The 13,270-nt window shown below is 72.5% G+C and carries 11 protein-coding genes; 2 read left to right on the plus strand and 9 right to left on the minus strand.

The genetic code is table 11. The features are described from left to right. Window positions 1-127 precede the first annotated feature (127 nt). Window positions 128-1,615: an amino acid permease gene (locus HFV08_RS25040; RefSeq protein ID WP_168542713.1), complete on the plus strand. Its 1,488-nt coding sequence runs from the start codon at window positions 128-130 to the stop codon at window positions 1,613-1,615. 94 nt (window positions 1,616-1,709) lie between these two features. Here the strand turns inward: HFV08_RS25040 and HFV08_RS25045 are convergent, their stop codons facing one another. The 8 genes from HFV08_RS25045 to HFV08_RS25080 form a co-directional block, all read right to left on the minus strand. Beyond that, window positions 1,710-2,519, minus strand: coding sequence for a peptidoglycan DD-metalloendopeptidase family protein (locus HFV08_RS25045; protein ID WP_168542715.1), 810 nt, complete (start codon window positions 2,517-2,519; stop codon window positions 1,710-1,712). 124 nt (window positions 2,520-2,643) lie between these two features. Further along, complete coding sequence (locus HFV08_RS25050) at window positions 2,644-3,651, minus strand: DUF8814 domain-containing protein (protein WP_168542717.1); 1,008 nt, start codon at window positions 3,649-3,651, stop codon at window positions 2,644-2,646. Window positions 3,652-3,806: 155 nt separating this feature from the next. Beyond that, the gene (locus tag HFV08_RS25055; protein WP_168542719.1) at window positions 3,807-4,178 is read right to left on the minus strand and encodes a PIN domain-containing protein; all 372 of its coding nucleotides are present in this window, start codon (window positions 4,176-4,178) and stop codon (window positions 3,807-3,809) included. Between the two features lie 150 nt (window positions 4,179-4,328). After that, the gene (locus tag HFV08_RS25060; RefSeq protein WP_168542721.1) at window positions 4,329-6,461 is read right to left on the minus strand and encodes a 3-hydroxyacyl-CoA dehydrogenase NAD-binding domain-containing protein; all 2,133 of its coding nucleotides are present in this window, start codon (window positions 6,459-6,461) and stop codon (window positions 4,329-4,331) included. Further along, window positions 6,458-7,678 (minus strand): thiolase family protein, encoded by a 1,221-nt coding sequence (locus HFV08_RS25065; protein ID WP_168542723.1) that lies wholly within the window; start codon window positions 7,676-7,678, stop codon window positions 6,458-6,460. Before HFV08_RS25065 ends, HFV08_RS25060 begins: the two co-directional genes overlap by 4 nt. A 264-nt stretch (window positions 7,679-7,942) precedes the next feature. Next, window positions 7,943-9,220 carry an HRDC domain-containing protein gene (locus HFV08_RS25070; protein ID WP_168542725.1) on the minus strand — a complete coding sequence of 426 codons (1,278 nt, stop codon included), beginning with the start codon at window positions 9,218-9,220 and terminating at the stop codon, window positions 7,943-7,945. Between the two features lie 161 nt (window positions 9,221-9,381). After that, entirely contained in the window at window positions 9,382-10,044 is a 663-nt protein-coding gene (locus HFV08_RS25075) for a response regulator transcription factor (RefSeq protein ID WP_040246578.1), read from the minus strand. A 333-nt stretch (window positions 10,045-10,377) separates the two neighbouring features. Next, on the minus strand, window positions 10,378-11,088 hold the full coding sequence (locus HFV08_RS25080; RefSeq protein WP_040256117.1) for a DUF3000 domain-containing protein: 711 nt from the start codon (window positions 11,086-11,088) through the stop codon (window positions 10,378-10,380). Between the two features lie 245 nt (window positions 11,089-11,333). On the opposite strand from HFV08_RS25080, the gene hemE reads away from it, so the two are divergent. Beyond that, the gene (gene hemE / locus HFV08_RS25085; RefSeq protein ID WP_168542727.1) at window positions 11,334-12,440 is read left to right on the plus strand and encodes a uroporphyrinogen decarboxylase; all 1,107 of its coding nucleotides are present in this window, start codon (window positions 11,334-11,336) and stop codon (window positions 12,438-12,440) included. A 31-nt stretch (window positions 12,441-12,471) separates the two neighbouring features. On the opposite strand, the gene HFV08_RS25090 is transcribed toward hemE, so the two are convergent. Next, window positions 12,472-13,269, minus strand: coding sequence for an endo alpha-1,4 polygalactosaminidase (locus HFV08_RS25090; protein WP_168542828.1), 798 nt, complete (start codon window positions 13,267-13,269; stop codon window positions 12,472-12,474). Window position 13,270: the final 1 nt, after the last annotated feature.

Consider the following 13,270-nt stretch of genomic DNA (forward strand, 5'->3'; position numbering starts at 1 on the left):
GGGCCGGTCCCCGCACCCTGTACGGGTGGTTGGGACCGGCCCATTCGCGTGAATCGGGCCGTTCGGGGCATACGTACTCTCCCTGCCCTCTCGATCATGTCGAGGACGACGAGCGTGGGAGGTACCCGTGAGCAGCAACCTCTTCAGGACGAAGAGTGTCGAGCAGTCCATCGAGGACACTCAGGAACCCGAGCACGCGCTGAACAGGTCGCTGTCGGCCCTGGACCTCACCGTCTTCGGCGTCGGCGTCATCATCGGCACCGGCATCTTCGTCCTCACCGGGAAGATCGCCAAGGAGACGGCGGGCCCCTCGGTCGCGCTCGCCTTCGTGGTCGCGGGCGTGGTCTGCGCCCTGGCCGGCCTGTGCTACGCCGAGTTCGCCTCCACGGTGCCGGTGGCGGGCTCCGCGTACACCTTCTCCTACGCCTCGCTCGGGGAGTTCCCCGCCTGGATCATCGGCTGGGACCTGGTCCTCGAACTCGCCCTGGGCTGCGCGGTGGTGGCGGTCGGCTGGTCCGGCTACATCCGCTCGCTGCTCGACAACGCGGGCTGGCACCTGCCGCAGGAGCTGAGCGGCACCCATGACGGCACCTTCGGCTTCGACCTGCTCGCCGCGGTCCTCGTCCTGGTGCTGACCGGGATCCTGGTCGCCGGCGTGAAGTTCTCCTCCCGGGTGACCAGCCTGGTGGTGGCCGTCAAGGTGACCGTCGTCCTCCTGGTGATCGTGGTCGGCGCCTTCCTGGTCACCGGCGCCAACTACGATCCCTTCATCCCGCCCGCCGAGAGCGTCGAGGGCGGCGGCGGCATCACCGCCCCGCTGGTCCAGCTGATGTTCGGCTACAACCCGGCCAGCTTCGGCGTGATGGGCATCTTCACCGGCGCGGCCGTGGTCTTCTTCGCCTTCATCGGCTTCGACATCGTCGCCACCGCCGCCGAGGAGACCCGCAACCCGCAGCGCGACGTCCCACGCGGCATCCTCGGCTCGCTGCTGATCTGCACCACCCTCTACGTCCTGGTCTCGATCGTCGTCACCGGGATGCAGAAGTACGACAAGCTCAGCGTGGACGCCCCGCTCGCGGATGCCTTCAAGGCCACCGGGCACCCCTTCTGGTCCGGACTGATCAGCTTCGGCGCGGCGGTCGGTCTGACCTCGGTCTGCATGATCCTGCTGCTCGGCCAGACCCGGGTCTTCTTCGCGATGAGCCGCGACGGACTGCTGCCGCGGACCTTCTCCCACGTCCACCCGACCTTCAAGACGCCCTACCGCTCAACCGTCCTGCTCGGCGTGATCGTGGCGGCCCTCGCCGGGTTCACCTCCATCGACGAACTCGCCGAACTGGTCAACATCGGCACCCTGTTCGCCTTCGTGGTGGTCGCCGTCGGGGTCGTCATCCTGCGCCGCAGGCGCCCCGACCTGCACCGCGCCTTCCGTACCCCGCTGGTCCCGCTGGTGCCGATCGCCTCGGTGCTCGCCTCGCTGTGGCTGATGCTCAACCTGCCCGCCGAGACCTGGGTGCGCTTCGGCGTCTGGATGGTGATCGGGGTGGTCGTCTACTTCCTCTACGGACGCGGTCACAGCCGCCTCGGCCTCAGGGAGAAGGCCGGGCGCGGCTGACCTCGCCGCACCCGGCCCCGCCCGGCCCCGTACGAAAGGCTCCCGGCCGCCCGCACCGCGCGGGGGACCGGGAGCCCTGGTACGGAGCGGGAGTTCAGCAGAGCGGCACGCCCGGCAGCTGGGAGGCCGGGTGGTTGATGAAGATGTTGGAGATGAAGCCGCGCTGGTCGCGCAGCCTGCTCCACCAGTTGTTGGTGTAGCCCTCCGCCGTCACGGTGTCGCCCTGCTTCTGGCACTCCACGAAGACCGCGGTCGGACCGCTGAGCGTGGTCACCACGGCGGCGTTCAGCTTGGCGTCCGCGCGCACGTTCACGCCCGAGCCCCAGGTGGTGAAGTTGGTCGGCCCGCCACCGCAGTTGTCGCTGGTGAGGAAGGCCTGGTTGTACGAGCCCGGGTAGGGCAGACCCTGGCCGTTGATCACGATGTTCTGGCCGACGCCGTTGAGCAGCTGCTCGTAGTGGATGTGCGCCCCGCTGGAGTTGCCGGTGGAGCCGGTGACCCCGATCTGCTGGCCCTGGGCGACCTGGGCCCCGTCCGCCACCGAGTACGCGGACAGGTGGAAGTAGTAGGTCGTCCAGCCGCCGCCGTGGTCGATGACGATGTAGTTGCCGGCGCCGCTCGGCTGCGAGTGCCGGGTGGCCCGGCCGGGGGCGGAGGCGAGGACCGGGGTGCCCGCGGTGGTTCCGCCGTCGGCGCGGACGAAGTCCAGCGCGCGCCGCACCTCGGCCGAGTGGTGGCTGTAGGTCCACTTCTGGCCGCAGGGGAAGGGCGCCCGGAAGTTCGGCGCGGCGAGCGCGGCGCGGGAGCCCGGTTCCGGGGCCTGCTGCGCCTGCGCGGGCAGGGTCAGACCGAGGAAGCCGAGCAGCGTCACGGCGAGGACGGACAGCAGGCGTCTGAGAGGCATGGGGATATCAGCTCCTTGGGGAGGGCGGGGCAGGGAAGAGGCGCCGGCCGCGCAGGTGCGGCCGGCGCCCCACTGATCTCGGTTGTGCTCGCTCCCGGTTGTTCTCAACCGTTCCGGGACGGGCCTACTTGGCGGCGCCGGTCCAGAGGTAGGTGACGGTCACCCAGCCGTTGTCGTTGAGGCCGATGTTGTAGAAGGTGCCGTCCGCGAGGTCGATGCCCGCCGGGTTGAGCACCGTGCGCCCGGAGCCGTCCTTGCCGCCGTTGTAGCCGGTCTCGTAGGCGGCCTGCGACTCCGGCATGCCCTGCGCCAGGTCCTGGAAGGACTCGCGCTCGGCGGAGGGGTTCCAGTAGTCGTCGCGGGTGTTCCAGGGGCCGACGTCCCACACCGGCGCCGTCTCGCAGCGGACCGGGCCGCAGACCTCCACCGAGAAGTCGCCCGAGCCGTTGGGCGACAGGCCGCGCCGGGAGGGCAGCGCGACGAAGTGGTCGTTGGGCTGGATGACATGGCCGTTGGCGGTGGTGCCGCCGACCAGGCCCTCCCGGGTGGCGAAGACCTGGGCGGAGAAGGCGGCCGCTCCGGCGCGCTCGCGGCCCGGCTGCTCGGCGCCGCGCGAGGCGGTCAGCCGCAGTCCGCTCACCCGCGCCTCGCCCTTCGGGTCCTGGAAGGTCAGGCGCGCCTGCACGGTGCGGACCGTGCGCGGCAGCACGGCCTCGGCGCCGGTCGCCTCGCGCCACTCGGTCCAGCTGCCGTCGGCGGCCCGGCCGCGGACGTCGACGAGGACGGTGCCCTCGGGGACGGTGCCGGACAGCTCGGCCCGGACCCGGTTGACCTGCTTGTCGAGCTTCTCCGCCGCGAGCACCTGGGTTCCGTGGCCCCGCGTCCCCTCGGCCGAGGCGGCGCGCAGGGTGGTGCCGCGCAGCCGCAGGGCGCCGTCCGTCCAGCGGACGTTGGCGTCGTCGGCGTCCACCTCGTCCAGCGCGGCGGACCAGGAGACGGGTCCGGCAGCTACGCGCGTCGATCTCGCCGAGTCGTCGGCGAGCGCCGAGGGCGCGGCGGCGGCGAGGCCGAGGACGGCGAGGGCGGAAAGGACGGCGGTGGTCGTGCGCCGTCGCGTCGGATGTACGGACATGTGTACGCTCCCCGATCGGTTCAGTGAGGCGCCTCGGATCGGCGCGGCACGCTCACGCTAATCAGTTGGCATGTCCGCGACAAGAAAGCCTCAGGGGTTGTTGCATTCCGCACAGATATCACGCGGGGGCACCGCAGGGCCGGCAACCCGCCCGCTCACCGGCCGCCGTACACCGCCCGCGGCCCGACCGTCTCGGCGCCCAGCGCCGCCACCCGGCGCCGCAGTTCGCGGTCCGCGGTGACCACCACACAGGGCGCCCCGGCCTCGGCGACCAGCGCCACGATGCGGTCGTCGCCGCTGCCGGGCGCCGGATCCACCCGTACCCCCGGCACCGGCTCCACCCCGCGCGCCGAGCCCTCCACCACGAGGACGATGTCCAGCGGTCCCGGCCGTTCGGCGAGGCCCGCCCCGGCGTACGGCACCAGGGCGTCCCGCAGCCGCCGGGCGGCCCCCTCACGATCCCGCCACCAGCCGTCCGGCACCGAACCGACGACATTCGCCGCGTCCACGATCAGTAGCGTCGTCATGCCGGTCACGGCCTTCCTGGGGCTGCGGGAGCGGGGTGCGCCCCCACCGTACGGACTTCGGGGGTGTCCGGGACCCGCCCGCGGCTTCCGGACAGCGCAACGGGCCGCACCGGAGGCTCCGGTACGGCCCGTTCCGCGTGCTGGTGCGCGTTACGCCGGGACGCTCGCCACGCCCTGCGCGAGGAAGGGCTTGCCGTTGACGCGCTCGCTGACGCCCGCGCGGTCCAGGTACGGCGTGATGCCGCCCAGGTGGAAGGGCCAGCCCGCGCCGGTGATCAGGCAGAGGTCGATGTCCTGCGCCTCGGCCACCACGCCCTCGTCGAGCATCAGGCCGATCTCCTCGGCCACCGCGTCCAGGACCCGGTCGCGGGCCTGCTCCTCGGTGAGTGCCACATCGCCCTGCTTGAGCAGCGCCGCGACCTCCGGGTCGATCTCCGGCTTGCCCGAGTCGTAGACGTAGAAGCCGCGCTTGCCCGCCTCCACGACCGCCTTCAGGTTGGGGGAGACCGTGAAGCGGTCCGGGAAGGCGCGGTTCAGGGTCTCGGAGACATGCAGACCGATCGCCGGGCCGACCAGCTCCAGGAGCACCAGCGGCGACATCGGCAGCCCGAGCGGCTCGATGGAGCGCTCGGCGACGTCGATCGGGGTGCCCTCGTCGATGACGTTCTGGATCTCGCCCATGAAGCGGGTCAGGATGCGGTTGACCACGAACGCCGGGGCGTCCTTGGTGAGCACCGCGGTCTTCTTCAGCTTCTTGGCGACGGCGAAGGCCGTGGCCAGCGAGGCGTCGTCGGTCTGCTCGCCGCGCACGATCTCCAGGAGCGGCAGGACCGCGACCGGGTTGAAGAAGTGGAAGCCGACGACCCGCTCGGGGTTCTTCAGCTTCGAGGCCATCTCGGAGACCGAGAGCGAGGAGGTGTTGGTGGCGAGGATGGCGTGCGCCGGAGCGACCGCCTCGACCTCGGCGAACACCGTCTGCTTGACGCCGATCTCCTCGAAGACGGCCTCGATGACGAAGTCCGCGTCCGAGAAGCCCTCGGCCTTGTCCAGGACACCGGTGACCAGCGCCTTGTAGCGGTTGGCGGTGTCCTGGTTGACGCGGCCCTTGAGCAGCAGCTTGTCGATCTCCGCGTGGACGTAGCCCACGCCCTTGTCGATGCGCTCCTGGTCGATGTCGGTCAGCACGACCGGCACCTCGAGGCGGCGCAGGAAGAGCAGCGCCAGCTGCGAGGCCATCAGGCCCGCGCCGACCACACCGACCTTGGTGACCGGGCGCGCCAGGTTCTTGTCCGGGGCACCGGCCGGGCGCTTGGCGCGCTTCTGCACCAGGTTGAAGGCGTAGATGCCGCTGCGGAGTTCGCCGCCCATGATCAGGTCGGCGAGCGCCTTGTCCTCGGCGTCGTAGGCCGACTGGAGGTCGCCGTTCTTGACCGCCGCGATGATGTCCAGCGCGCGGTAGGCGGCCGGGGCCGCGCCGTGCACCTTGGAGTCGGCGATCTCGCGGCCCTTGGCCACCGCCGCGTCCCAGGAGGCACCGCGGTCGACCTCGGGGCGCTCGACCGTGGTCTCGCCCTTGAGGACGGAGGCGGTCCACAGCAGCGACTGCTCCAGGAAGTCCGCGCCCTCGAAGAGGGCGTCGGCGATGCCCAGTTCGAAGACCTGGGGGCCCTTGAGCTGCTTGTTCTGGTTGAGCGAGTTCTCGATGATGACCGAGACGGCCTTCTCCGGGCCGATCAGGTTCGGCAGCAGCGCGCAGCCGCCCCAGCCCGGCACCAGGCCGAGGAAGACCTCGGGCAGCGCGAAGGCGGGCAGCGACTTCACGACCGTGCGGTACGTGCAGTGCAGTCCGACCTCGACGCCGCCGCCCATCGCGGCACCGTTGTAGTACGCGAAGGTCGGCACGGCGAGTGAGGACAGGCGCTTGAAGACCTCGTGGCCGCTCCTGCCGATGGCGAGCGCGTCCTCGTGGTTCTTCAGGATCTCGACGCCCTTGAGGTCGGCGCCGACCGCGAAGATGAAAGGCTTGCCGGTCAGGCCCACGGCGACGATGGAGCCGTCCGCGGCCTCCTTCTCGACCTGGTCGAGGGCGGCGTTCAGATTCGCCAGCGAGCCGGGACCGAAGGTGGTCGGCTTGGTGTGGTCGAAGCCGTTGTCGAGGGTGATCAGCGCGAAGCGGCCGGCCCCCAGCGGCAGGTCGAGGTGGCGCACGTGCGCCGAGGTCACGACCTCGTCCGGGAAGAGCTCGGCTGCGCCCTTCAGCAGCTCGGCGGTGGTGGTGCTCACTTGGTGCCTCCGTCGAAGTGGGGGTTCTCCCAGATGGTGGTCGCACCCATGCCGAATCCGACGCACATGCTGGTCAGGCCGTAGCGGACGTGCGGCTGCTCCTCGAACTGGCGGGCCAGCTGGGTCAGCAGGCGCACCCCGGAGGAGGCCAGCGGGTGACCGAAGGCGATCGCGCCGCCGTACTGGTTGACGCGCGGGTCGTCGTCGGCGATGCCGTAGTGGTCGAGCAGGGCGATCACCTGGACGGCGAAGGCCTCGTTCAGCTCGAAGAGGCCGATGTCCGAGATGGACAGGCCCGCCTTGGCGAGCGCCTTCTCGGTGGCCGGGACCGGGCCGTAGCCCATGACCTCGGGCTCCACCCCGGCGAAGGCGTAGGAGACCAGGCGCATCTTGACCGGCAGCTCGTGCTCGCGCGCGAAGTCCTCGGCGGCGATGATCGAGGCGGTGGCGCCGTCGTTGAGACCGGCGGCGTTGCCCGCGGTGACCCGGCCGTGCGGACGGAAGGGGGTCTTCAGGCCGGCGAGGTTCTCCAGAGTGGTGCCCGGGCGCATCGGCTCGTCGGCGGTGGCCAGGCCCCAGCCGGTCTCCCCGCCCTCGGGGCTGGTGCGGCGGATCGCGATCGGCACCAGGTCCTGCTGGATCCTGCCGTTGGCGTACGCCTTGGCGGCCTTCTCCTGGGAGAGCACCGCGTACTCGTCGGCGCGCTGCTTGGTCAGCTGCGGGAAGCGGTCGTGCAGGTTCTCCGCGGTCATGCCCATGAACATGGCGGACTGGTCGACCAGCTTCTCGCTGACGAAGCGCGGGTTCGGGTCGACGCCCTCGCCCATCGGGTGGCGGCCCATGTGCTCGACACCGCCCGCGATGACGGCGTCGTAGGCGCCGAAGGCGATGGAGCCCGCGGTGGTGGTCACCGCGGTGAGCGCACCGGCGCACATCCGGTCGATCGAGTAGCCGGGCACCGACTGCGGCAGTCCCGCGAGGATGCCGGCCGTACGGCCGAGGGTCAGGCCCTGGTCGCCGATCTGGGTGGTCGCGGCGATGGCGACCTCGTCGATCTTGGCCGGGTCGAGGCCGGGGTTGCGGCGCAGCAGCTCCCGGATCGACTTGACGACCAGGTCGTCGGCGCGGGTCTCGTGGTAGATGCCCTTCGGGCCCGCCTTGCCGAACGGGGTACGGACGCCGTCGACGAAGACGACGTCCCTCACGGTACGAGGCACGATGGCTCTCCTCCAGAATGCGGGATGGCACTGCCGCGCGGCACGCCCCAACTGACCGGCGTGCTGCGAATACCGCCATGCTACTTACGAGTAACCAGGCTGCCCAGTCCTGCGGGCATGAGCGGCGAAGGTCACACCCGGTTGCCGCCCCCGCCCGACCCCGGAACGGCACAGCCGGTCCACCCGGGGGTGGAGATCCCGGGTGGACCGGCTGGTCAGCGCTGTGCCTGAGAGGCTCTCGGCGCCCGATCCGGCGGCGGTGCCTCAGTCGCTCTTCGCGGCCAGCGCCCTCACCAGGAGCGGTGTCACCTGCTCGATCTGCCAGGCGCGCGCCCCGTGCGAGGCGAGCGCGGCGGCCACCGACTCCTCGTCGGCGTCGGCGGGCGGCTCCCAGCAGACGCGGCGCACGGTGTCCGGGGTGATCAGGTTCTCCTGCGGCATGTTCAACCGCTCGGCAAGGGCCGAGACCCCGGCGCGCGCGGCCGAGAGCCGGGCGGCGGCCTCCGGGTCCTTGTCGGCCCAGGCCCGGGGCGGCGGCGGGCCCGTCACCTGCTGGCCCGGCTGCGGCAGCGCCGACTCGGGCAGGGCCTTCGCCCGGTCCACCGCGGACTGCCACTGGTCGAGCTGGCGCCGGCCGACCCGGCTGCCGAAGCCGGGCAGCGCGCCGAGGGCCTGGCCGTCCGCGGGCAGGGCGAGCGCCGCCTCCACGATGGCCGCGTCGCCGAGCACCTTGCCGGGGGAGATGTCCCGGCGCTGGGCGATCCGGTCGCGCGCCTGCCACAGCTCGCGCACCACGGCCATCTGCCGCCGGCGGCGCACCTTGTGCATCCCGGAGGTGCGGCGCCAGGGGTCCTTGCGCGGCGGGGCGGGCGGCGCCGCGGCGATCGCGGCGAACTCCTGGTGGGCCCAGTCGAGTTTGCCCTGCCGGTCGAGCTCCTTCTCCAGCGCGTCGCGCAGGTCCACCAGGAGTTCCACGTCGAGCGCGGCATAGCGCAGCCAGGGCTCGGGCAGCGGCCGGGTCGACCAGTCGACCGCGGAGTGGCCCTTCTCCAGTACGTAGCCGAGCACGCCCTCGACCATGGCGCCGAGGCCGACCCGCGGGAACCCGGCGAGGCGGCCGGCGAGTTCGGTGTCGAAGAGGCGGCTCGGGACCATGCCTATGTCGCGCAGGCAGGGGAGGTCCTGGGTGGCCGCGTGCAGCACCCACTCGGCGTCGCCGATCGCGGCGCCGAGCCCGGACAGGTCGGGGCAGGCGACGGGGTCGATCAGCGCGCTGCCCGCGCCCTCGCGGCGCAGCTGCACGAGATAGGCGCGCTGGCCGTAGCGGTAGCCGGAGGCGCGCTCCGCGTCGACGGCGACGGGGCCGGTGCCCGCGGCGAAGGCGGCGGTCACCGCGGCGAGCGACTCCTCGTCGGCGGTGACCGGCGGGATGCCCTCGCGGGGCTCGAGCAAGGGGGTCGGCGCCTTTTCGACGTCGTCCGGAGGAGCGCCTCCGGTGGTTCGCAGTGGGCTGTCTGCTGCGGTCTCTTGGGCGTCGGTCACCCGTCAAGGGTATCTGCCTGCCCGAACGCCCGAGCTGCGCCTTCGCACGAAAACACCCCTCACCTGCGCGGGAGTGGCCCGCGACCGGCGCACGGCAGCGCGCGGGGCCCCCGCCGGGACGGTCCGGCGAGGGCCCCGCGCGCCAGGGGAGGACGGATGGCTCAGTGGATGATGCCGGTCCGCAGCGCGACCGCGACCATGCCGGCCCGGTCACCGGTGCCCAGCTTGCGGGCGATGCGGGCCAGGTGCGATTTGACGGTCAGCGCGGACAGGCCCATCGAGACGCCGATGGCCTTGTTGGACTGCCCCTCGGCGACCAGGCGCAGCACCTCGACCTCGCGGCCCGACAGCTCGCGGTAGCCGCCCGGGTGGCTCGGGGCACCCGGGGGGCGGCGGTGCATCCGGGCCGCGGCGGCGCCGATGGGGGCGGCGCCGGGACGGGTGGGGAGCCCGATGTTGGTACGGGTACCGGTGACCACGTAGCCCTTCACCCCGCCCGCGAGGGCGTTGCGTACGGCTCCGATGTCGTCGGCGGCCGACAGGGCAAGGCCGTTGGGCCAGCCCGCGGCGCGGGTCTCGGACAGCAGCGTCAGGCCGCTGCCGTCGGGCAGGTGGACGTCGGCGACACAGATGTCGCGGGGATTGGTGATTCGGGGTCGTGCCTCCGCGATCGACGACGCCTCGATGACGTCGCGCACTCCGAGCGCCCACAGGTGACGGGTGACGGTGGAGCGGACCCGGGGGTCGGCCACCACCACCATGGCGGTCGGCTTGTTCGGGCGGTAGGCGACCAGGCTTGCGGGCTGCTCGAGGAGAACGGACACCAGGCCTCCTGGGGTGCGGGAACGGCGTCGGCTTGGGGGGAGAAGCCGTAACGAACCGTGCTTTGTAGGTCACAGACCTCTTCGGCAGCGGGGGCGGCGGCCTTTAGGCAATGATCACGATTTAGTGAGTAACAATTCGCGCAATTCGGACGCACGATCGATCAGGAGCAGAGCGAACCGGTCCGGAACCGGCCCCGCTCGGGGCGGTGGAGGCGCCAGAAAGACGGCAGAAAGATCACAGAACCCGGTGGAAAACGCACCGGAACGATCATGCCGCGGGTCGGCGGCGCCCGGGCGATTGGCCCCCGGGCGCCGACCGCCCGGGGTGTGCGCTCAGTGCGCCTCGGGCCCCCGCCGCTGCGGCAGCGTCACCACCGAGCCGTCGGAGGGCGCGAGGGGCGGCAGCCCGGCCAGTTGGCACAGGAGTTCGCACCAGGCCGCGAGATGACCGGCGGTGTCGGGGGCCTGACCGGCGCTCTCGTACGGGGTCCAGGAGGCGCGGATCTCGATCTGGCTGGCCGGCGGGCGTTCGGCGAGGCCGCCGAAGTGCTGCGAGGAGGCGCGGGTGACGGTGCCGCCGGGCTCCTTCACGGTGAGGCCCCGCGACTGCAGGGCGCCGGTCAGCCAGGACCAGCAGACCTCGGGCAGCAGCGGGTCCGCCGCCATCTCCGGCTCCAGTTCCGCGCGTACCAGGGTGACCAGGCGGAAGCCGCCCTGCCAGGCCTCGTGGCCCGCCGGGTCGTGGAGCAGGATGAGGCGGCCGTCGGCGAGGTCGTCCTCGCCGTCCAGTACGGCCGCCTCCAGGGCGTGGGCGTGCGGGGCCAGGCGCCGGGGCGCGCGGACCGTCTCGATCTCGATGCCGGGGCGCAGCCGCGCCGAGTGGAGCTGCTCGACGGCGGCACGGAACACCGGCGGAACCTGCTCCGCCGGTGCCCGCTCCGCCTCCTGCGCCGTACTCTTCTCCGCCTCTTTCGCCGCTTCCCTCTCCCGGGGAGTGTCTGTTCCGCCAGCACCGTCCGACACGTGTCCTTGAGCCGCAGCCATGCCGAGGAGGGTAAGGGGAAGCGGGGCCGCACGCAGGGAGGGACACCCCCGCGCCGCGCCCACCGGCCGGATCTTGTCGTGACCTTGGCCGATCCCGGCGCCCGGCCCCGCGGGGATACCGCCCGCACCCGGCCCCGGACCGCGGGGTCGCCGGACCGCGGCAGCGGAACCGGCGATGCTCCCGGTGGCCGGAATGCGCCGTCCCCGCGCGCGGCGGGCCGTCCGGAGCATGGGAGGATTCCCCGGTGAGCGCCAACGACCTGCCCCCAGCTCAGTCCTCCGTCACGGCCGGGGAGGCCCCCGCCGCGGGCCGGGCCCCGAGGAGTACGTACGACTCCGCCTTCCTGCGCGCCTGCCGCCGGGAGCCGGTGCCGCACACCCCGGTCTGGTTCATGCGGCAGGCGGGCCGCTCGCTGCCCGAGTACCTGAAGGCGCGCGAGGGCATCCCCATGCTGGAGTCCTGCATGCGGCCCGAGCTGGTCGCCGAGATCACCCTGCAGCCGGTGCGCCGCCACAAGGTCGACGCGGCGATCTACTTCAGCGACATCGTGGTCCCGCTCAAGGCCATCGGCATCGACCTGGACATCAAGCCGGGCGTCGGCCCCGTCGTCGAGCGGCCGGTGCGCACCCGCGCCGACCTCGACCGGCTGCGCGCGCTCACGCCCGAGGACGTCTCCTACGTCACCGAGGCGATCGGCCTGCTCACCGCCGAACTCGGGGCCACCCCGCTGATCGGCTTCGCCGGGGCGCCCTTCACCCTGGCCAGCTATCTCGTGGAGGGCGGCCCGTCCCGCAACCACGAGCACACCAAGGCGATGATGTACGGCGATCCGCAGCTGTGGGCCGACCTGCTCGACCGCCTCGCGGACATCACCTCGGCCTTCCTCAGGGTGCAGATCGAGGCGGGCGCCTCCGCGGTGCAGCTCTTCGACTCCTGGGTGGGCGCCCTCTCCCCGGCCGACTACCGCCGCTCGGTGCTGCCCGCCTCCGCCAAGGTCTTCGCGGCCACCGCCGGGTACGGCGTCCCGCGCATCCACTTCGGCGTCGGCACCGGCGAACTGCTCGGACTGCTCGGCGAGGCCGGGGCGGATGTCGTCGGCGTCGACTGGCGGGTGCCCCTGGACGAGGCCGCGCGCCGGGTCGGCCCCGGCAAGGCGCTCCAGGGCAACCTCGACCCCGCCGTGCTCTTCGCCGGTCCGGAGGCCGTGGAGGCCAAGACCCGGGAGATCCTGGACGCGGCCGCCGGTCTCGACGGCCATGTCTTCAACCTCGGCCACGGGGTGCTGCCCACCACCGACCCGGACGCGCTGAGCAGGCTCGTGGAGTACGTGCACACCCAGACCAAGCGCTGAACTCCCGGGCCGCGCACGGCTGTTCGCCCGCTCAGCAGGCCTGCCGCCAGCTGCCCAGATCCAGCCGTTTGCGTACCGAGGACAGACCGATCCGGCGGCTGCCCGGGCAGAAGCTGCCGGGTGCGACCGCGTACTCGGCGTGGAAGACCGCCTTTCCCGCGTCGAGGAAGGGCCGCAGCCGCTCGCACTCGTGGAACTGCGCGCACTGCTCGTTGACGGCGAAGTCGAAGTCGTCGACGAGTGCGGGGATCTGCGCGAGGTCGTTCTTCAGGCCCACCGCGAGACCGCGTTCGTGGGCGAGCGCGGCCAGCATCCGGTTGTAGCCGAGCTGGTCGGCGGCGGTGAGCGGGAAGCCGGTGTCCTCCTGGTAGGCGTCGAGGAGATCGGGTTCGACGGCGTCGAAGCCCTTCGCCCGGCACATGTCGAAGCGGGCGGCCATCAGCGGGCGCAGCCGCTCCCGCTGCCGGATGTCCAGCCAGCGCTCCCCGGGCCAGCCGTTCTGCCCGCCGCGCAGCGCGGCCGGGAAGTCGTCCGCGTCGGGCCGGAAGGACTCCCAGGCCCCGGCGTTGACGTAGCAGATCACCCGGCGCCCGTCCCGGTGCAGCCGCCGTACCTGGGCGCGGCTGGTCTCGAAGCCGTCCACGTCGTAGACCGGTACGTCCACGCCGGTGTCGAGCGGGCCGCTGAGCTGCCACTGCCAGTCGCTGCCCGGCCGCGGATGCCAGCGGGCGGGCGGCGGCCGGTGGTCCTCGCCCCCGCCGGTGGCGCAGGCGGCGAGCAGGCCGAGCAGGAGCAGCAGGCACAGCCGGGCCGGGTGGGCGGCGCGCAGG

It is taken from the genome of Streptomyces physcomitrii, assembly GCF_012273655.1.
Taxonomy (GTDB): domain Bacteria; phylum Actinomycetota; class Actinomycetes; order Streptomycetales; family Streptomycetaceae; genus Streptomyces; species Streptomyces physcomitrii.

Coding starts and splice junctions, on each gene's coding strand:
- HFV08_RS25055 (WP_168542719.1), bottom strand. CDS start 4,178: ATGACGACGCTACTGATCGTGGACGCGGCGAATGTCGTCGGTTCGGTG.
- HFV08_RS25050 (WP_168542717.1), bottom strand. CDS start 3,651: ATGTCCGTACATCCGACGCGACGGCGCACGACCACCGCCGTCCTTTCC.
- HFV08_RS25080 (WP_040256117.1), bottom strand. CDS start 11,088: ATGGCTGCGGCTCAAGGACACGTGTCGGACGGTGCTGGCGGAACAGAC.
- HFV08_RS25045 (WP_168542715.1), bottom strand. CDS start 2,519: ATGCCTCTCAGACGCCTGCTGTCCGTCCTCGCCGTGACGCTGCTCGGC.